At 34.4% G+C, this 20,553-nt stretch carries 14 protein-coding genes and 1 pseudogene; 7 read left to right on the top strand and 8 right to left on the bottom strand.

All coding sequences use genetic code 11. The features are described from left to right. Positions 1–206: 206 nt before the first annotated feature. Positions 207–1,000 (bottom strand): annotated as a pseudogene (locus GSM_RS14055) (Cof-type HAD-IIB family hydrolase). Positions 1,001–1,506: 506 nt separating this feature from the next. Next, positions 1,507–2,343: a PhzF family phenazine biosynthesis protein gene (locus GSM_RS06200; RefSeq protein WP_010077908.1), complete on the bottom strand. Its 837-nt coding sequence runs from the start codon at positions 2,341–2,343 to the stop codon at positions 1,507–1,509. Positions 2,344–3,266: 923 nt separating this feature from the next. On the opposite strand from GSM_RS06200, the gene GSM_RS06195 reads away from it, so the two are divergent. The 3 genes from GSM_RS06195 (at position 3,267) to GSM_RS06185 (ending at position 5,783) form a co-directional block, all read left to right on the top strand. Then, the gene (locus GSM_RS06195) at positions 3,267–4,124 is read left to right on the top strand and encodes a DegV family protein (RefSeq protein ID WP_010077907.1); all 858 of its coding nucleotides are present in this window, start codon (positions 3,267–3,269) and stop codon (positions 4,122–4,124) included. A gap of 22 nt (positions 4,125–4,146) precedes the next feature. Further along, complete coding sequence (locus tag GSM_RS06190) at positions 4,147–4,638, top strand: DUF1836 domain-containing protein (RefSeq protein WP_010077906.1); 492 nt, start codon at positions 4,147–4,149, stop codon at positions 4,636–4,638. 209 nt (positions 4,639–4,847) lie between these two features. Beyond that, entirely contained in the window at positions 4,848–5,783 is a 936-nt protein-coding gene (locus GSM_RS06185) for an NADP-dependent oxidoreductase (protein WP_010077905.1), read from the top strand. Positions 5,784–5,921: 138 nt separating this feature from the next. Here the strand turns inward: GSM_RS06185 and GSM_RS06180 are convergent, their stop codons facing one another. Continuing rightward, positions 5,922–7,913, bottom strand: a complete 1,992-nt coding sequence (locus GSM_RS06180) for an ABC transporter ATP-binding protein/permease (protein WP_010077904.1) — start codon at positions 7,911–7,913, stop codon at positions 5,922–5,924. Positions 7,914–8,271: 358 nt separating this feature from the next. On the opposite strand from GSM_RS06180, the gene GSM_RS06175 reads away from it, so the two are divergent. Both GSM_RS06175 and GSM_RS06170 read left to right on the top strand, forming a co-directional pair. Continuing rightward, on the top strand, positions 8,272–9,147 hold the full coding sequence (locus GSM_RS06175) for a diacylglycerol/lipid kinase family protein (protein ID WP_010077903.1): 876 nt from the start codon (positions 8,272–8,274) through the stop codon (positions 9,145–9,147). Between the two features lie 109 nt (positions 9,148–9,256). Further along, positions 9,257–10,177 (top strand): aldo/keto reductase, encoded by a 921-nt coding sequence (locus tag GSM_RS06170; protein WP_010077902.1) that lies wholly within the window; start codon positions 9,257–9,259, stop codon positions 10,175–10,177. Positions 10,178–10,305: 128 nt separating this feature from the next. On the opposite strand, the gene GSM_RS06165 is transcribed toward GSM_RS06170, so the two are convergent. After that, positions 10,306–12,945 (bottom strand): cation-translocating P-type ATPase, encoded by a 2,640-nt coding sequence (locus GSM_RS06165; protein ID WP_010077901.1) that lies wholly within the window; start codon positions 12,943–12,945, stop codon positions 10,306–10,308. Between the two features lie 167 nt (positions 12,946–13,112). Between GSM_RS06165 and mscL the strand changes: the two genes are divergently transcribed. Further along, a complete protein-coding gene (mscL, locus tag GSM_RS06160; protein WP_010077900.1) occupies positions 13,113–13,490 on the top strand; it encodes a large-conductance mechanosensitive channel protein MscL in 378 nt (125 codons plus the stop codon). A 201-nt stretch (positions 13,491–13,691) separates the two neighbouring features. Here the strand turns inward: mscL and GSM_RS06155 are convergent, their stop codons facing one another. The 4 genes from GSM_RS06155 to GSM_RS14050 all read right to left on the bottom strand — a co-directional run bounded on the left by GSM_RS06155 (position 13,692) and on the right by GSM_RS14050 (position 18,763). After that, positions 13,692–15,530, bottom strand: coding sequence for an aryl-sulfate sulfotransferase (locus GSM_RS06155; protein WP_010077899.1), 1,839 nt, complete (start codon positions 15,528–15,530; stop codon positions 13,692–13,694). 525 nt (positions 15,531–16,055) lie between these two features. Then, positions 16,056–17,078, bottom strand: coding sequence for an ABC transporter substrate-binding protein (locus GSM_RS06150; RefSeq protein WP_010077898.1), 1,023 nt, complete (start codon positions 17,076–17,078; stop codon positions 16,056–16,058). 25 nt (positions 17,079–17,103) lie between these two features. Next, the gene (locus GSM_RS06145; RefSeq protein ID WP_152134787.1) at positions 17,104–17,964 is read right to left on the bottom strand and encodes an ABC transporter permease; all 861 of its coding nucleotides are present in this window, start codon (positions 17,962–17,964) and stop codon (positions 17,104–17,106) included. 10 nt (positions 17,965–17,974) lie between these two features. Continuing rightward, complete coding sequence (locus GSM_RS14050) at positions 17,975–18,763, bottom strand: ABC transporter ATP-binding protein (RefSeq protein ID WP_010077896.1); 789 nt, start codon at positions 18,761–18,763, stop codon at positions 17,975–17,977. Positions 18,764–19,595: 832 nt separating this feature from the next. On the opposite strand from GSM_RS14050, the gene GSM_RS06135 reads away from it, so the two are divergent. Further along, positions 19,596–20,498: a helix-turn-helix domain-containing protein gene (locus tag GSM_RS06135; RefSeq protein WP_010077895.1), complete on the top strand. Its 903-nt coding sequence runs from the start codon at positions 19,596–19,598 to the stop codon at positions 20,496–20,498. Positions 20,499–20,553: the final 55 nt, after the last annotated feature.

Raw genomic sequence — 20,553 nt, 5'->3', positions numbered from 1 at the left:
GTAATTAGTTGTACTGATTAACTCATCATGTGAGTTTAAAATAGAAATTTTAAATTTAGTAACTCAAAATTATAAATCAGAATAGCTAAAGAAATTAATAACTGAAAATAAGTTGCTCTACATTCCAAACTGATAAGAAGAGTGGTTCATTTGGTCAGCCTTTTATTATTATTTACTATAAGGAGATGTTTATTTATAGTTTGCTGTTACTGCTCAAGTAAGATTTTATCAATAAATTTTAGAACACCCTGCGTTTCATTATCACTTGTAAAAGCATTAGCAGTGGTTTTAATCTTCGGCTGCGCGTTTGCCATTGCTACTCCTAGGCCAACTTCTCTAATCATTTCAAGATCATTGCCCCCGTCGCCAAAAGCAACCATTTGTTTTAAATCTATCTCTAAAAGATCTCCAAGTTTTTTCAAGCCTGCTGCCTTATTTATACCCGGTTGGATAATGTCAATATCACCATGCCCACTGCTTGTGGGTTCCGCCAGACCAACTAATGAGCGGCGTAAAACTTCAACAATTTCTTCAGTTTTTTCCGGTGGACAGGAGATAGCAAACTTTAAGATGTCATCATCAATATTATCATAACTTTTTACTACTTCTAGGTGATGGTAATAGTTACGCATGGTTCTCACTTGTTCTGGGTTGGTAGTTGTTAATACATACGCACTCAAGCGCCCGCAAACCAATAAACTGATAGTTGAAATAGTTTCTAGTTTCGCAAGAATTTGGTCTGCGACTATCCGATCAAATTTATTAACAAACAATTCTTTTTCTAAAGTACGAATATAAGCACCGTTTTCTGCCAGATATATAGTATCAGGATAATCCGAAAAAAAGATTGTAACTGATAATACTGATTGCCACTTGCGACGACAAACTTGATTTCAGCTGCCATCATTCGTTCATGAATATTTCTGAACTGTAACTTATCATATGTCATGTCTCCACGAAGAAAAGTACCATCCATGTCCGTTGCAATTAATTTTGTCATAACTACAGCTCCCTATATTATATGATTGTAAACGCTTTAATAAAAACAGCATAACACATTAGCATCAATTTAACGCTTCAAAAATAAGTTTTTTTCACATCTTATAAATTCATTAATTGTTGCTTCAGCTTTCAGTAAATATTATTCAAGAAGAAGTTATGGTTCTGTTGCAAAGTTTAAAAAGAAACAATATTATTCTTGATTTCACTTTGATTTAAGATGTTATTCCTAATAATACTTTAATTTCAGTACAGACTAAATAGTTGAAGAGAGTGCTTTCTTTTTTCTCAATTGGTTTTAACTTGATAAAATTGTTTTTCAATGTTGTTAAGTTCAGTCTCACTATTGCGAGCATTGTCCTTTATCGGCAAGCCTGAATCACGATAAGCAAAGGGCAGCTCAAATGACTTTGAAACCAAATCTTGAAATCTTGGCGTTACTTACTTTTTGAAAAAAAGCACATCTCTGTATGTTTGAGAGTGTGCTTTATGTCATATCACTACTAATTAAATTGATACTGACTTTTTTTCTACTAGATAACCGTACCCGCCTACAAATACGGCATCAATAATATCATCATGAGTTGTTAAATCAACAACAATTTTCGATGGATTATTTAGATTATAACCTTGTTCAAAAATATATTGTGATTTCTTTTCAACATATTTAAATAGATAACAGGCTAGGGCACAATTGGAAGTTCCCGTCGCTGATTCTTCATTAATATTATAGAGCGGTGCAAAGTTTCTACAAATTGCAGTAATATTGTTCTTTATATCTTCTAGTGCAAAAGCATGAACACCAATAACATTTTGTTCTTTACTTAATTCAGTCATAACGCTAAAATTAGGATCTAATTGCTGGAGCTCTTTACTTGATTTTATTGGTAAAAGAATGTCCTTTAAGCCTGTAGACACAATCTGAATTGGTAGTTTATCATCAATTGAGTTAGTATCTAAACAATCAGTAAAGGAATTTAATGAAAGGACATTAAAAAAAGTTGGAGCGTTTTGTTCCATAAATACCATGCCATCTGAACCAACTCTCATGGACAAAACTCCTGACTTTGTTTCTATTGTATACTCACTTTTAGATAATTCATTCATCAAATTCAGAAATGCAAACGTTCCTATTGTAGCGTGTCCGCACAGTGGTACTTCTTCCGTAGGCGTAAAATACTCTAAACGGAAATCTGCTAAGCTTGATTTGGTAATAAAAGCAGTTTCAGCATACCCCAACTCTTTGGCAATCGCCATTTTTTGAATTGAATTCAAATCAGGTCTATCAAAAACAAGGCCAGCTTTGTTTTTGCTAAAAGCACTTACAACATAAATGTCAACCATCTTTATTTTTTCCATTCAAAATTACTTTAATTGATACTTTGCTTTGGTCAGTATACAGATATATTTAGATAATTACAATCTGTTCCTAAGTCAATATTTGGCACATGCAAGGGATCATTATCCCAATTCTTGATAATTCTATATTTTTGTGAGTCTACAAAACTGATTTTCGTAAGAAAATTCCCCAAAATGTTATAAACAAGTGCAATATAAACGTTAAAACAAAAGTAACGGTGAAATCAGTAAAGGCAATCAATGAACGACGGCCAACTGCTCTACCAAATGAAACTGCTGTACCACCAGTAGATTGATTAGGCTAAATCGGTGCAAACCAAAAAAACAGCAACCCAATCAACAGTGACATTAAACAAGCTTTTACCCTTATCGCATGTTCCTGTTCACAGCAACTAATTGTTAATCCGAAATTACAATTTTTACATCATAACGTTCATACTATTAAATGCTGATTGGATTGCCTAAGGATTATTTGAAACCCTTATTTTAAACTCATCATGTGAGTTTATCAGTAAAACTAATTACTGATTAACGATTTCTAATTATCCTCTATCTAAATGATAACAGTTAAGCACCATTTTTGCAAGCGTTTGCAACTGGCGATAAATAATAAAGAAAAGTGTCAAAACTTGATGTAGCAGCAAGTCTATAATCAATATGTCTAGTTTAATATTAAAATCATACTCACTTTCATCATAATAATGTTTATCTATGTTTTTTGAACAGATGACTTTTGGTATTTGTCTTAGTATCTGGGAAATATTAAAAATAAGCATTGACTATACGTAGTATTTAAAATATCATGTATATAGTATTAAAAACCATATATGATGGTTTTGCCTCCTATGTTAAATGCTTTTAATAACTATGTTTGAATTAAAACTAACTATGATTGGAAGTCTATGTCAATGGAAAAAATTGGTATTTTAGTTGATTCTGCTTCAGATGTACCTGTGGAAGTACTACAAAAAAATCATAATATTGAGTTGGTTCCATTAAATTTAACTATTGATGGAATTAATTATCTTGATCGAATCGATATTCAACCGGCTGAGTTTTATGAAAAACTAAGAACGTGCACACAAAAGCCACAAACAGCTAGTCCTTCGATTGGGACTGTAATGGAAAAAATAGCTTCTTTGAAGAAACGCGGTTATACCAAAGTCGTTGCATTAACAATTTCCAGCGGTTTGTCGGTTACCAATCAAGTATTTAAACAAGCTGCTGCAGAAATTAAAGGCATAGACATAGAAGTTATTGATACTAAGAATATTGGTATTGGTAGTGGTTTATTTATCATATATACAGAGGAACTAATTCAAGCAGGGCTATCATTTGATATGGTAGTTCAAGCCGTAAACAAAGCGGTTCCTAGAAGTCATGTTTATTTTTATATCCCTACCTTAGACTATCTCAGGGCTGGCGGCCGCATTGGTCGAGTAGCTGGACTTATTGGTTCAATTTTAAACATTAAACCGATTATTTCATGTGATCCTAATGGTATTTATTATCCAATTGCTAAGGCACGCAGTGAGTCCAAGGCAATTGCAAAAATGATTGCTTTAGCAATTCGTGATGTTAATTATTATGATGATATCAGAATTGGTATCACTCATGGAGCTAATGAGCCCTTGATGGATGAAGTTATTAAAAAAATTCGTCTTCTGTTACCTGAGCAAAGCAAAATTTATACAACTGAGGTTTCTCCTGCATTAGGAGTTCATACTGGTCCGGGACTGATTGGAATTGCTGTTCAAGCTAAATAATGATGGCATAGGAGACTTAGAAATGGATAAAGGCAGACCACAACTTCCCTTATGGAAAGAGTTACCGCTGATTGATTTACATTTAGATCAACTGATTACATTAACTAATAACTATCTTCAACCGATTACAGGTGAATTAATAACAAAAACGATGTTGCACAATTATTTTAAAGCGCAAATTATGATTGCACCACACAAAAAAAAATATCAACGAGTTCATCTAGCTGGAACGATTATCATTGGATTGATGAAACCTGTTTTTTCTTTAACTGAGATTAAATTAACTTTGGATGCTATTAATAATCAAAAGCCATCTATTCAAAGCAACTACGATGCATTTGTTCTTTTATTCAATACTCATAATGAAACTGCAAATAAGCAGGAACAACTGATGGTTCAAAAGAGCATGCTGCAGACTGATTTACTAACATTACAATGTAATGCAGTTCAAACTATCAGCTATTGGTTAATGACTAAGCAAAATTTACGGGAACTTAGAGATATAACTCAATAATTTTTATGCACTGGAATTTTTGTTACAGCAGCTTCCTGATTGATAGATGAATTACATTACTCCATCTATCAATCAGGAAGCTTTTATTATGTCCATGGAAAATGATTAGCCTAGATATTAGGATGATTTTTTATTTTTACTTATTTTTTGTAAACAATGATAATTGGAGCTATAATTAACGTTAATAAAATATAGGAGTGAATTTACCAATGAAGGCAATTGCAATTAGAGAGTATGGCGACATAGACAACTTGAAAGAAATTGAGTTGAAAATTCCAGAATTAGCAGAAGATGAAGTACTTGTTGAAAATTATGCAACAAGTATTAATCCCATCGACTGGAAGGCACGATTAGGTTATTTAAAAGGAATGTATCCATGGAAGTTCCCTGTGGTTCTTGGGTGGGACACGGCAGGGATTATCACACAAGTTGGTGCCAAGGTTGCCGATTTCAAGGTTGGCGATAAGATTTTCGCTAGACCAGACATTTATATTGATGGTAAAAAGGGAACTTATGCGCAATATGTAGCCGTTAAGGAAGATAAATTGGCCCTTAAACCTGATGAAATTACATTTGAAGCGGCTGCCGCGGTACCCTTAGCGGGATTGACCGCATTGCAAGTCATTGTAGATCGTTTGAAGGTAAAAAAGGGTGACAAAGTTCTTATTCAAGGTGGAGCAGGAGGTGTAGGTCTGTTTGCTATTCAGATTGCCAAACATCTTGGTGCTTATGTTGCAACTACTGCAAGTAAAAAAAATCATGAATTTCTAAAAAGTTTAGGAGCAGATGAAGTCATAGATTATCATGAGACAAAAATTGATGCAGTGTTAAATAACTATGATGCTGTATTTGATACTGTCAATGCAATTGATGACGGGTTAGCAATTCTGAAAGAAAATGGACGACTTGTAACAATTGCTGGGAATCCAAGTGAAGAACAAAAAGCAAGTTCGAAGGAAGTTTCAAGCTGGTGGTTACAACCAAACGGTAAGCAACTGGGTAAGCTAGGAAATTTAATTGTTGCAGGTGAAGTAAAAGTAATTATAGATAGTGTATATTCTTTGACTGCAGAAGGAGTCAGAGCGGCACATAAAAAGAGTCAAGAAGGTCATGCCAGAGGGAAAATAGTAATTAAAGTGAAGTAATCTTTCATAATTAAATACAAAAAAGCATCACATAATTGTTGGCAGAACTAGAGCCAACGATCACGTGATGCTTTTTTATTTTAGCTAGGATTTTTTTGTAATAAGTAACTATTTTGTAAAAAAATCAAAATAATAAAATTAATCTGCTGAGAGTGCATCGATTGGATTCAGTTTTGAAGCCTTCCGAGCAGGTAATAACGCAGCGATTAATGAGATAAAGAGTGAAACCAAAATGGCAAAAATAACATTGGCTAGATTGATCTGGACTATGTTAAATTTGATCAAATTGTAAACAAAATTATTAAGTAATATACTGAAAAGCCATGCCAGCAACAATCCTAGGAATGCTGAGAAAAGTCCAAGTAGGAGTGATTCAGCAGTAAATAATCGTCTAATATCCTTACGTCGTTCTCCCAGAGCACGTAAGATTCCAATTTCTTTTGTTCGTTCTGCGACTGACATATACATTGTTACAATAATCATCAGTGCTGAAACAACCAATGAAATACCAGCAATTGCAGATAGAACGGTTGATGCTAGGCTCACATAATTATTAACCGTCTTGAGGATATCACCAACAGTTATAACAGAAAAAGCATATTTACCATTGACTTTTTGTTTGCGAATCTGACTTGCAACGTCGTTAACACCGTCAATGCTTTTTGAATTAACAACTACGAAGTTAGGATCGGTTCTAGCACCCGCGGACGATAGAAGTGAGCGGGTTTCGGAATACGAAAGGACCGTTACTTCGCTTGATACACCACTTGATGAATCGGAGATCCCTGAGATGGTTAACGCCGTTTTCATCTGAACAGGAGTATTACTGTTCGAAAGCCAGTTGATAGTAACGTTGATACTTTTTCCTATGAGTGAACGATAGTTTTTGGAGCTTCCAGATAAGGTAATTGCTTGGTTCTTTGAAATAACAATTTCTTTTCCTGTTGGCCAGCTACCCTTAGTTAATGAATTAGACGTGTAAGATTTTGTATAACTTTGAATACCTGAAGAAGAAACATTCTTATTGTTATAACTTAATGAATATGTGCCTAATTGATAACCAGCTTGAATATAGGAAGTTCCCGTTGTTTTCTTGATGGCATTTATCTGATCTTTTGAGATGAAGAAGTTGGTTGGATCTTGGTTGAATTGCTGTATTTCTCTTTGTGCTTGAGTATTATTCAGCTTTTTTCCACTAGGATTAGCCATAACCGTAATCGTTCTTGGATTAACCAGAGAATTAATTTGATCATTTATATAGGAATTAATTCCATTACCTAATCCAGAAAATAGGAGCACGGCAAAAATTCCAATTGCAGTACCTAAGATGATTAATGAATTTTGTTTGATATTATACATCAGATGTCTAAATGCAGAGATATAGCTTGCACTCGCAGGTAGTGGATGCGAGGTAATTCGGGTAGGATTATTTGTAGTCTTATAGGGATCTTTTAGATGTTCATCATCTTCTACTTGACCGTCAACTAAGCGAATAATCCTTGTACCGTGGTCTGCAACGGCTTGGGAGTGTGTAACGGCTATTACAAGTTTGCCATCTTTTGCAATTTTGTTAAGTATTTCGAGAACTTCTTGTGTATTTACTGAGTCTAAAGCTCCGGTCGGTTCATCTGCCAAGATGATATCAGGATCACTAGCTAAAGCACGTGCGATTGCAACACGTTGTTTTTGCCCACCCGATAGTTGATTGGGATGCTTCTTTGCTTGATCCGCAAGTCCTACTTGAGCTAATAAATCCTTCGCACGCTCAATTTTTTCAGCATGTGATAATTCTGTCATTTCTAGAGAAACAAGAACATTTTCAAGAACGGTAAGATGTGTAATCAGATTGTAGGATTGGTAGATATAGCCAATTGTTCCGCGACGATAGTTGTCAAGCTGTTTTTCTTTACGATGATCAAGGACTTCGCCATTGAGAGCGACTTGACCGTCAAAATTTCGATCCAATCCACCAATAATATTCATTAAAGTAGATTTTCCGCCACCGGATTCCCCAAGAATTGATACAAATTCGCCAGTATTAAATTCTAAATTAATACCGTTTAAAACCTTGCTTTCTTCTTTACCAAGAAAATAAGATTTATGAATATTTGAAAGCTTCAGTAAACTCATTTAATTTAACCCCTTTTTTAGTGCCGTGTATTGGAAACATTTTATCCTACTTGTAGCGAAAAAAAAACAATAAATCTGAACACTAGTTTATTTTATGAAAAAGTTATCAAATTAGTCAATAAATAAGTGAAGAAATAAATTTCTCAGAGCCTTTTCTTACTATATTTTCAGTAAAACACCATAAAAGCAAAGAAGGGTATGCTCAACAAACTATTGTGATAGAGTAAACTATAGAAAGAAAATGTAGGTGAAAAAATGCGAGTCATAAAATATCTGATTATTCCATTTTTAGTATTCGGAGCGATTGTTTTGCGAAGCGAAAAAGTAATTGCTAACAAAAGAAAAACGAGGTAAAGGTATGCAGCTAAAAACAATGATTTATTTTAACCCAAAATCTGGATCTGGGGAGTCACAAAAAATCGCAGATAAGGTTGAAACAATCTTAAAAAACAGGGGACTGCCAGTATACCAGCTAAAAACAAGTACTAAAGACGAAGCACTGAAAAAGATAGTACTTGAAGCACCAAATATTGATCGAATTATCTGCATTGGCGGAGATGGGACGATCAATGTTTTGGTAACAGCATTATTGCGAGGAAAAGTAAGGGTTCCAATCGGGATAATTCCTACTGGGACAGTTAACAACTTTGCGCATAAGTGGAAAATATCTGATAACATTGACGAAGCAGTCAAAACAATATTAAGAGGCAGGTTGCAATCCGTCGATATTGGAGAGTGTAATGGACAAGCAATTATTAGCTCATTAGTCTTTGGGAGCCTTGCAGATATTTCTAACGAAGTGAGACAGACAGAAAAACAAAAATATGGTTTTGCGGCATACGGATATAATGCAATTAGGCAGATTGGTAAGAATAGTTCACATCAAACACTCTTATTTAACAAGACATTTTCAATGAGTGCGAAGGTCTGGGTTTGTCTGATGACTACCTCTAACTATGTAGGAGGAAGAAAATATTTAGGTGAGACTGAAGATGGATTGCATCTAACAATGCTTAATGATATGAAAGTAAATAAGCTCTTGAATTTGGGGTACTTTGCGCTAACAGGCAATCTAAGAAAATCAACGACTTTGACTACTTTTGATATTAAGGAAATTGTTGTGCGCAATATTGAAGGAGAGATGCTTGAAACTCGGATAGATGGTGATAAGGGGCCAAAGCTGCCAGTTAAAATCAAATGGTTGCCCAAAAGAGTGCAGCTTTATGTGGACTAGGAAAGAGTAATACAAGATATGTTTGCAAAATCTTTGAGCAGATTATAGAAAGATTATGTGTGGTCTGTCGTATAATCTCATTGAACACAAAAAGAATGGAGGATTCAAAATGTCAAAAGAAGTTAAGATTGGTAAAAGTGACGTTATAGCTACTAAGATAGGTTTAGGAACAAATAAAGTTGGTGGACATAATCTTTTTAAAAATCTAGACGATAAAGATGGCTATGCTGTTGTGCGGGCAGCATTGAATTCAGGAATTACATTGCTTGATACGGCATATATGTACGGCTTGGGACGTTCTGAAGAAATCATTGGTGAAGTGTTAAAGGAATATGACCGTTCCAAAGTAATCATTGCTACAAAAGCATCACAAGATCCAGCGCAAGATAACAAGAAAAATAATAATGCGCCATCCTTCTTAAAACAGGCTGTTGAAGATGCACTCAAACGACTGCAGACAGACTACATTGATATTTTCTATATTCATTTTCCAGATGAAGAAACACCCAAGGATGAAGCCGTAGCAGCTTTGGCGGATTTAAAAAAAGAAGGAAAAATTAAAGCTATCGGGGTTTCTAACTTTTCACTTGAGCAAGTTAAGGAAGCTAACAAAAATGGTGATGTAGATATTGTTGAGGATAATTATAGTTTGGTTCATCGTGCTGCTGAAAAGGACCTATTGCCTTACCTAAAAGAAAATAAAATTTCTTTTGTACCTTATTTCCCGTTAGCATCAGGACTATTAACTGGTAAATATAGTGCAGTTGATGGTGAAAAATTTGAACAATTTAGTAGTGAACAATTCAAGAAAATTATCGCCAATATGTCACGTGTTAAAGGAATTGCAGCAAAATATGATGCAACTGCTGCACAAGTGATATTAGCATGGTATGTTGCAAACCCTGACATGAGTGTTGTAATTCCAGGAGCTCGCAAGCCAGAGCAAGTACTAAGCAATGCTAAGGCATTGAATCTTGAGCTAACAAAGGATGAGTACGACGAAATTGATACAGCCTTTAAGGAATTCTAAAAAGTGACGGCATAGTGTTGATAGATTAGGCGGAACCACCAAAATGTGTGGAACATATTTATATAGAAAAATAAAGGTGTCAAGTCAAAATTCAAACTTTGACTTGACACCTTTTAAAATGTAAAAAATTATTTGCTGAGTTTACGCTGAAAGAACTTTACAAATTCAACCATCACAAGCATTAGCACACCACCACTTAACACTATTAACCATTGTTCTAGGGCTAATGGTGTAACTTTAAAGACAGCATTGAATGCTGGGATGAAAATTGTTGCAAATAAAAGTATACCTGAGGTAATAATGGACCAGTTAAAAATTTTATTTGAAAACAAATTTTTGTTGAAGATAGAGCCATGGATTGATTTAGAATTAAAGGCGTGGAACAGTTGGATTAGTCCTAAGGTTGCAAATGCCATGGTTAAGGCATCTGCATGAATCAATTCATACGAGTTATGGAAGGGATACTTAATAGCTATCCAGTACACGCTGAGAGTTAATATTCCTTCTAACAATCCTTGATAAGTAATACTAGAGAGAACTCCATCACCAAGGAAACTTGATTTAGCACCCCTAGGTTTCTTTTGCATAATTGTAGACTCGGCTTTTTCGATTCCGAGTGCGATAGCAGGGAAAGTGTCTGTTACTAGATTGATCCAAAGAATCTGTGCTGGAGCAAATATGTCCCAGCCAAGCATAGTCATGAAAAAGAGAGTTAAAACTTCTCCAAGGTTAGCAGAGAGAAGATATTGAATCGCTTTTTGAATGTTTGCAAAAACTTTGCGTCCTTCTTTAACGGCGACAATAATAGTTGCGAAGTTATCATCGGCCAGAACAATATCACTAGCGTTTTTTGAAACTTCAGTACCAGTTATTCCCATTCCAACCCCAATATCGGCTGTTTTTAAAGCAGGTGCATCATTGACCCCATCACCAGTCATTGCTACAATCTTTCCTTTGTTTTGCCATGCCTTAACAATTCTAACCTTATGTTCAGGAGCAACTCGGGCATAAACTGAGTACTTGTCAACCGAGGAGTTCAACTCATCGGTTGACAAGTTATCCAAATCATTGCCTGTGATGACAGCATCAGTTTGAGATTTGTCAATTATCCCTAAACGTAATGCAATGGCCGTGGCTGTATCCTTATGGTCTCCAGTTATCATCAGTGGTCTAATTCCTGCTGAGCGTGCCTGTGCAACTGCATCTTTAACCTCTGGACGTTCAGGATCAATCATCCCTACCATTCCAACAAAGATTAGATTCCTTTCTAATATCTGTGATGAAGGTTCGGTCGGAACGGTCTCTAGTGGTCGATATGCAAAGCTTAAAACACGTAAAGCTTCATGGGCTAGGTCATGGTTTATATCAAGAATCTTTTTCCGATCTTTTTCAGTTAAAACTGTTATTTTGCCATTTTTTTCAATACGTGTTGTTCGTTGCAGTAACTCATCAACAGCACCTTTTATGAATAGAACAGGTTTATCTTCATGTTTTACGATAACTGACATTAACTTTCGCTCAGAATCAAAGGGAATTGATTCTATTCGCGGGGAATTCTTTTCAACTTGTGAGACATTATTTGATTTATCAATATTATATTGAATTAAGGCTGTTTCAGTAGGATCGCCGATTAGCCCATTATCGCTTTTTTGACTGTCGTTGGCCAAAATCATGGATTTCATCAAATTACTCATATCAATTTGTGCACTATCAGCGTCAGTCAAAATATTATTTTGATAGATTTTTTCAACTGTCATTTTATTCTGAGTTAAAGTACCGGTTTTGTCTGATGCAATAATCTCGGTTGCCCCAAGGGTCTCAACAGCAGGCAGTTTTCTAATTAATGCATTGCGTTTAGCCATTGCTTGCGTTCCGAGTGCAAGAGTGATTGTTACAATTGCTGGTAAGCCTTCAGGAATCGCTGCAACTGCCAGAGAAATTGATGTTAGTAACATTTCTAAGATTGAAGCACGATCAGCCGATATTCCTATGATGAAGACCAATAGTGCAATTGCCAAAACTAGGACACTTAGGATCTTGCTTAAATGTACGATACTTTTTTGAAGTGGAGTAGTCGTCTGATCAACATTATTAAGCATCGTTGCAATGTGCCCAACTTCTGTGTTCATACCCGTTGCAGTAACTACAGCCTCGGCTGTCCCGTATGTGACGTTGGTATTCATATAGCCGATATTTTGTCGATCACCTAATGGAATACCATCTTCAGGAATACTAGCCGTATTCTTATTTACGGGTACGGATTCACCGGTCAATGCAGCTTCTTCAACTTGAAGAGAAGAAGTGCTGATAAATCTAACATCAGCTGGAATGATGTCACCTGCCTCTAATAAAATAATATCGCCAGGGACCAAATCTGCACTTTTAATTGTTTGAATTTGGTTGTTTCGTCGTACTTTCGAAGATGGAGTCGTCATTTCTTTTAACGCATCAATTGCATTTTCGGCCTTTGCTTCTTGAAATACGCCAAATACAGCGTTTAAAACAATTACCAAGAAAATAATCAAAGCATCAGAAATATCACCCGCAAAAGCAGCGATAAGAGCAGCGACCATTAATATTATAATCATCAGGTCCTTAAATTGGGTTATAAATTTTTGAAGCAAAGAACTCTTTTTTTGTTCAGTGAGCGTATTTTGCCCATATTGTTTCAACAGAGCATCAGATTCGCTCAATGACAGACCTTTGGTGCTTGTATTTAGTGAACTCAATGTCTTGTCGATAGAAATTTGGTAATATTTTTGGGTCATAAAGTATGACAATCCCTTCGTGTTTTGTAATTTAAATGTATCATGCTTCAAGATGTTAAGAAAGAAATAACGATTATAAAATAAGATGGTTGAAGAAAGTTTAAATAGTTGAAAAAGTCTATGCGACTTGGTACATTTAAAGTAGTTTAATATTAGGGGTGTTAGAATTGATTAAAGAGTTCAAAGAGTTTATTTCACGAGGAAATGTGATTGATTTAGCTGTCGGTGTTATTATTGGGGGAGCTTTTACGTCAATTGTTAAATCACTGGTTGATTACCTGATCAATCCTTTTATCGGTTTGTTTATTGGTGGAATCGATTTTTCAGATTTAATTTTCAAGGTTAATGGGGCCACATTTAAGGTGGGTAGTTTTATTAATGCAATTATCAACTTCTTAATTATTGCTTTTGTTGTGTTCTTACTGGTTAAGTTTGTTAATAAGTTCTTAATTCGTAAAAAGGCAGAAGAGACTGCACCTGTTGTAGCTCCTGAAGTTGAGCTTCTTGAAGAAATTCGTGATTTATTAAAAACACAGGAAAAATAGTGTACATAAGATTTTCTTTGGTGTTGATATTAGTGAAATATTTTCATTGAATATTTAGTTATACAAAAAAGGATTAGGTCAAAAGTTTAATTTTGATCTAGTCCTTTTTTTATTCCTCATCTTTTAGGTCGTATAAGTGATGATTGACTTTTGATTAGCTTTCTTCAAAATAAATTTTAAAAGTATAAATTATGAAAACAGTTAAACTTCAATTTCAGCGAGACAGTTATTCAAAAATTCACAGATACCTTGAAAATCTAATTCTCCGCGAAATTGGTCAATTTCCTTGCCATCTTTATAAGCCGTGACCACGGGGGTCCCAAAAATGTGAAGTGTTGCTATAATATCTTGATTTTTATCAACATCAAGATAATATGCTTCAAATTGGTTGTTGAACTTTTCAGAAACTGCTTTTTTCAGTAATGGGTGGACTATGCGACAGTGAGAACAACGCTCAGCACCGAACATTACGATTTTGATTTTGTTAGTGTTCTTATTACTTAAAATTCGATTTGTAAATTCTTCTTGAGTTATTTCAGGAAAAATATTGCGGTCAATTTCAAACAATTGTTGTTTTTTCTTTTTAGTGTTTATCCGTTTTGATTCATCGATTGTTGCAACACACAAGGCAACATCTTTGTAATAGGGTAGGGTTCCCGCAACAGAAATTATTTTTTGTGCACCTTTTTTACCAGCATTTGGTAATCTGAAAGTAGAAATGTTAATCGGTTGAATTGGTGTTTCATTTGGTTGATCTTCCTGTGGTACATAATCATAGGGATAACGATAAGCGCGGTAAACCATATTGTTTTTTAATTTACCATCATCGTTATGTGAGAAATAAGGAGAGATCCATTCCCAGACGATTTCATAATCGTTAGTGATTTCAATAATTCTACCATCAGATCCTTCGTTGATTAGAGTATTTCCATTTGGTAACCGCTGCACATTTGAAACATAGGGGCTATAAAATTTACTACTGTCAGTGGGCATTTGATAGCCAAAATCAGCAGGCGTAACGGACCAGACAATTTTCATTGCAACTGGATCAATTTCGAGAATTCTGCTATAGTCACGTAGTGCATTTTTTGAACCATCTAAGCTGCCGGGGTTAGGGATACCGTAACCAGCCCAGCCCCCATTGTCAAACAATAGTAAATTTCCCGTTCCTGGCAATCCACGCGGAATCATATGCAAAGCATGTTGACCGATGATTTGTCCAATCGCTTTAGCCTGTGGATCATGAACATAATCAGGACCCAGTTTCCAAACAATTTCACCGCTATCATGATCGATGATGAATAAAATATTTGCTTCTCTACCGTCCATTATGATGTTATCGGGTTTAAACCGCTGATCACCTTGATCAAACCATTTATTCTCTCCTAGATAACTAGCACAATTAGTATGCATAAAATCGCCAACACCACCATCTGATTGGCGCATATTGGGATTTCTCATCAGAATATTTTTAGCAGCCTCATCAAAACCAAATTCATCAAAATGTTCTGCCACACTCCAACTCCACAGTAGGTTACCTTGCCAATCCACTTCGTAAACAATATCATCCAATAATTTTTTATCGGAAATTGCGGGATTATGAATTGTCTGATGAGCTAATATCAAAGTTTTTCCCGAATTTACCTTGGGTTGCTCTAGGGGTGAATAATAGACAGATTGACCTTCACGTTGAAAATCATGATGTTGACGCGCCATCCAACGGTGATCGTATCCTGGATCATCAATTTTTTCAAAATGATCAAATTGCCATTCAATATTGCCATCATAATCAATTTGAACGAGATTAACAGCATCTTGCATTCCATGAACTGGTTGACGATTACCAGAATTTCCAATGATATGACCATTTGGTAACATCTTAGGTGGCATTCCACGGAAAATCCAACGTCTTACTTCATTACCATTCATATCAAATAATAGTATTCCATCATTGATTGTTGGTATTAAGGTATAACCATTCCAAGCTTTATCAGGATTGTAGCGAATTGTTCCAGTTGGATATACAGATGGTTGGCCCATAAAAATCACTCCTCAAATTTGTTTTAATATAGAGACTGCAGATAGTACTTTTATTTTTGAAAAAAGTATCTCAATTAATAGTTTTTACAAAATATACAATTAATCTATACTCTCAATGATAGAAAGGTCTTTTGAAAAAATTGTGAAATTATTTAGTAAATTCCCAGCACTTTTAACGAGTTTTAGTTGGAAAATGAGAAGGTATGGTATTTTTGTCTTGCTGACTGTCTAATTTCAAAACGATAGTCGTTAATTTTGGCTGATCAGTATATCAATGTAATAGAAAAGGGAGTGTGACATAAGTCGGTAAAATTTGAGTACTAACAAGAAATTACGAACATAGCGAGTAATTTGCTATGAGTAATTCGAGGTTAGACGGAAAATTTTAACTTATGGAACACGTTTATCCGTAATAAATAGAAGAGCTAGGCTAAAATTTCACTTTTGGCCCAGCTCCTAAAAAAGTAGTTTTTCAAAGTTATGATTTTATTACTTAACCAATAATGATTGGTATAAATATCAGTATTATTTATACGAAACGGAACCAGATATGGCTTTCTTCAATGTAGTGGTATCAAGGTATTTATTGATATTGTAAGTATGCTTTAACTTACCACTATTAGCTAGGTATTTGTAAATGCTCTTTAAATCATTGTATGTGCTTTGGTCAAAGTTGATTTTAAAATTAGTACTCTTGAAAGTTGCTAAAACAGTCTTTGTAGGCACATTTAATGCTGAAGATACAATTTTAGCAGCCTTTTGTGGATGTGAATGAACTAACTTAATACTGTCATTAATAGCCTTTAAGTAGGCTATTGCCGCTTTTGGGTGTTCTTTTAGGAATTTTTTATTAGAAATAGCAAATGCTAGAGTTGGCGATGTAATTTTTCCTTGTGTTGTCAATACTTTGAATTTACCAGTCTTTTCTAATTTTTCAGCATCTTGTCCTGATGCCCAAACAGCAGACGCTTTTCCGGATTTCATCAAAGCTAATCCTTCTTGCCCTGTTTCGACGGACAGTAAATTAACTTGGCTTTCTTTTAAACCACCCTTTTTTAAGGCTTTAGCAACCCAATATTCTGTAACAGTTCCTGTGCTAGTTAAAACATTTTTGCCTTTGAGATCAGCTAACGAACTAATATCTTTAGTTGTGTATAATTTAACACCGCTACCACCTGAGCTAGATAATTTTGCAAAAATTTTGAGATTACTTTTACTTGAGCTTCCAAAACGGTTTAAGGCTGCAAAATCGGCTACATATCCAATATCTAATTGCTTTGTTGTGATTGCATTAACAGTTTCAATCCCAGATGAAAAGGTCGTAGTTTTTACTTTGAGGTTATACTTGCTGAAATAACCCTCTTTTTTTGCAATTGCTGCTAAGTATTGACCACCAGAGTTTGTCATTAATCCTAGACGGATTGTTGTTGAATTGCCGCTACTTTTTTTTGAACTGCTGTCAATGTTCTTTAAGCCATAGATGGCAGCAAATATCACGGCAATAATAGCTACTAAACTTCCTAGCAACACGATTAATTTTTTATGCACTTATAAAAACACCCTTCTGTATGTTTTACTTGGCTTCTTTTTCAAATACACCATATTTTTTTAGAACAACTTTACCGAATAAACGAAGCAGTGTGTCCGAAAGGTAACCAATAAATCCAAGAACAAAGATGCCAACAAAGATCCAATCTGTTCGGTAATAGAGTCTAGAAGTATAAATTAGGTAGCCAATTCCATTTTGGGCAGCCAACATTTCAGCCGCTACAATAGCAACAATTGCCCCACCTAATCCAAGGCGTACGCCGGTGAAGATATTCGGAACAGCTGAAGGAATGACAACGCTGTAGAAGATTTGAAATTTTGAGGCACCTTGTGACTGAGCTGATTCGATCTTTAATGGGTCAATAGCAATAACCCCAGTAATTGTGTTGATAATGATTGGAAACATTGTTGCATAAATAATTAATGCAATTTTAGATACCTCACCAACACCAAACCATAGTAGAAATAATGTCAAAAATCCAATGGCTGGTACAAAGCGAAAGAAATTAATCAATGGTTCAAACAAATAGCGAATAATTTTAAATTGTCCAATAATTAATCCTAGAGGTATGGCAATAGTACTTCCAACCAACCATCCAGCTATAATTCGCAACAAACTAATTAGTAGATCGCTTTGAAGCGTTCCATTTTTTATCAATGCTTTGGCGCTAGTCAGTGTTTTCCATGGACTGGGTAAAAAACTGGCATCGCTAACTTTGGAGGCAATCATCCAAAGTAATAATAATAGGAGCCAGGCCAATAATCCACGCTTAGTTAAGAATAATAATCCGTTCCTAAACAATTCTATTCCCTTATGGGTATCAGGATCATTGGGAATTTCTAAGTTATTTAAAGTCTGGGATTTAGGAGTGCTTTTACTCGACATTTCTTTCACTCTAACGACCTCCTATCGGGAAATAGTTATTTAATTCTGTAACTAATTGTTCGTTATCTTTGGAGAAAACATTCCTAGGATAAGGATAGTCAACGGTAATTGTTTTATAAATGTTTGAAGCAGGAGCAGGAGAAAAGATACTGATTTTTTGACCTAAATAAGCTGCCTCTTGAATATCATGCGTCACAAATAAAATAGTTTTTTTTGTCTTTTGCCAAATTCGGATAAGTTCATCCTGCATAATTCTTCTAGTTTGGGCATCTAAAGCGCCAAATGGTTCATCTAAAATTAATATGTCTGGATCATTAGAAATACTTCTTGCAATTTGAACGCGCTGTTTCATTCCGCCAGATAATTCATATGGATACTTATTGGCATGTTGATCAAGCCCAACTAATTTTAAACTTTGATTAACTATGGGAGTTCTTTCCTTTTCTGAGAAGTGTTGCATTTTCAGGCCATAGGAAACATTTTCATAAACGGTTAACCATGGGAAAATAGCCGCATCGGCATTTTGAAATACTACTCCACGATCCCGTCCAGGAGCAGCAACTTCGTGTCCATTAACCAAAACCTGACCACTTGTTTTGGGAAGAAAGCCAGCAATAATATTAAGCAATGTTGATTTACCACACCCACTACGACCTAAAAAAATGTGAAATTCACCAGGAGCAATTTTTAAATTAATATCTTGTAGTACAAAGGGATTTTCTTTTTTTGGTGCAAAAAAAGAAGTAGGTGCCTGGTACTTCTTAAACACATGTTTAAGTTCAATGCTATTTTTTATCATATTTGTTACCTCATTAATTGATTTTCAGTATTAACGTGAATAAAAATTATTGCATCTGTACTATTCATATCTTAAATTTTTAATTTATTGTAGATATTATTTTCTATACAATTAAGTATTAATAGTATTAAAAAAAATTAAAAAATAACGATAATTTATAGTAAGCAAAATAAAAATGTTAAAACGCTTATAATCGATACTACTCATCGTGTAGTTAAACTCAGATGATTATTGAAGGAAAGATTCAAAAATGTTTCGTTATTGAATGTTTTTAATAATAGGTTAAAATTATGAATTGTAGATGAATTTATTTTGATGGAAACATTTGCATTTTATGATGATTTGTATAAATACCGTTTTTGTAAATTTTGAATAATAAAGAGGAATGTTGTGTAATATACAAAGTTTAGCAAATTTATTTGCTAAATGAATAAATGCATTGATTTAAAAGGTGTAAATATTCTGATATATATAGAATTAATTGGTAGATAGAATATGTCTAAAATTAAAAAATTAGTATATTTTTTATCTTAAGAATAATATATTATCAAGAAGTTGAAATTATATTGAAATTAAGGGTTACTTTTATGTATTTTTCTGTTATGATTATCTGCATACGTGGTACTAAAGTGAGTAATAAGTTTACACAAATCTTAAAAAAATAATTTTCTTTAAAGAAGAGCGATTTTTGATTCATAAATTCTATTATTTTGTTGTAAGATTGGCAGAATTTATGAAAATATGTCAATTACTAAGGTATTTGGTATTTTTTATAGTAAGTATGTGCCCATATACTGAACACTTGTATAATAAATGTGAAAAGAGGCAAAAAATGAAAACGGGTGAACTTGTTAAACAAATTAGAACTGAAAAGGGAATAAAAGCTAAGGTTGTATATGATGGTCTGCTATCGAGGTCGATGTATTATAAATATGAGAGCGGTTTAGTTGAAACAACAGCAGATACTTTCTTGTACATACTAAATCGTTTAAATATTGAAGCCGATGAATTCCTGCGAATGTTCAGTGTGATGGATAAGTGTAATAATGGGTACATAAATTATCGTGATGATCTAAATAATGCTTACCGGCTTGAAAATTTAATTGAGATTAAAGCCTTAGAGAAAAAAATTAGTAAAGAATATCAAGAAAGCGGCTTGGTTCGTTTCTATAATTTGATGTTGATTGCGACTGCCATGCGTAAAAAACTTGGAAAAACTGCGGAAAGTGTATTGAATGAACGGAAAGAAATTTTACATTATTTGATGCGTAGTACAAAATGGGGTCATTATGAATATGGTCTGTTTATTGATGCGGTTTTCATGTTTGATAGTAGCTCAATTGAAAAAGTATTTCAGAATCATGATTGGAATGATAGTCATGAAGGCGAAGATATGAAGCTTGATAATTTGAGGGTGAAGGCTTTATGCCAGTCAATTTTGGTGTTTATGAAATCTAATAAGACGGATCAAGTAAACTATTATTATACGTTACTTGATAAAATAAAAGTTAGCTCAAATAATATATATGCGTTGGGCAACAAAAAATTTTTTGAAGGTTTAAAGACCATTAATAATGGGGATTATGAACAAGGATTGAAGAATATTTCTGAAATTTTCTCACTATATCAGGAGTTGGGGCTAGATGACTTGTATAAGGAACATGTTGCAATTCTTCAGGAGTTGTTGAGTGTCCAATTACAAAAGTCTAAGTCTAGAAAAAGGCGGAAAGCATAATTTTGCTTGCTTGAAAAAAAAAGAAACAGTATAAGATGGAAAGATACGTGTAGAG

Source organism: Liquorilactobacillus mali KCTC 3596 = DSM 20444 (assembly GCF_000260415.1).
GTDB lineage: Bacteria > Bacillota > Bacilli > Lactobacillales > Lactobacillaceae > Liquorilactobacillus > Liquorilactobacillus mali.
This window is presented reverse-complemented; position numbering and strand designations above follow the sequence as displayed.

Excerpts from the sequence above, each read along its gene's own strand:
- GSM_RS06135 (WP_010077895.1), top strand. The coding sequence starts at position 19,596 with ATGAAAACGGGTGAACTTGTTAAACAAATTAGAACTGAAAAGGGAATA.
- GSM_RS06175 (WP_010077903.1), top strand. The coding sequence starts at position 8,272 with ATGCAGCTAAAAACAATGATTTATTTTAACCCAAAATCTGGATCTGGG.
- GSM_RS06200 (WP_010077908.1), bottom strand. The coding sequence starts at position 2,343 with ATGGTTGACATTTATGTTGTAAGTGCTTTTAGCAAAAACAAAGCTGGC.
- GSM_RS14050 (WP_010077896.1), bottom strand. The coding sequence starts at position 18,763 with ATGATAAAAAATAGCATTGAACTTAAACATGTGTTTAAGAAGTACCAG.
- GSM_RS06185 (WP_010077905.1), top strand. The coding sequence starts at position 4,848 with ATGAAGGCAATTGCAATTAGAGAGTATGGCGACATAGACAACTTGAAA.
- GSM_RS06155 (WP_010077899.1), bottom strand. The coding sequence starts at position 15,530 with ATGGGCCAACCATCTGTATATCCAACTGGAACAATTCGCTACAATCCT.
- GSM_RS06195 (WP_010077907.1), top strand. The coding sequence starts at position 3,267 with ATGGAAAAAATTGGTATTTTAGTTGATTCTGCTTCAGATGTACCTGTG.
- GSM_RS06190 (WP_010077906.1), top strand. The coding sequence starts at position 4,147 with ATGGATAAAGGCAGACCACAACTTCCCTTATGGAAAGAGTTACCGCTG.
- GSM_RS06165 (WP_010077901.1), bottom strand. The coding sequence starts at position 12,945 with ATGACCCAAAAATATTACCAAATTTCTATCGACAAGACATTGAGTTCA.
- GSM_RS06170 (WP_010077902.1), top strand. The coding sequence starts at position 9,257 with ATGTCAAAAGAAGTTAAGATTGGTAAAAGTGACGTTATAGCTACTAAG.
- GSM_RS06145 (WP_152134787.1), bottom strand. The coding sequence starts at position 17,964 with ATGTCGAGTAAAAGCACTCCTAAATCCCAGACTTTAAATAACTTAGAA.
- GSM_RS06180 (WP_010077904.1), bottom strand. The coding sequence starts at position 7,913 with ATGAGTTTACTGAAGCTTTCAAATATTCATAAATCTTATTTTCTTGGT.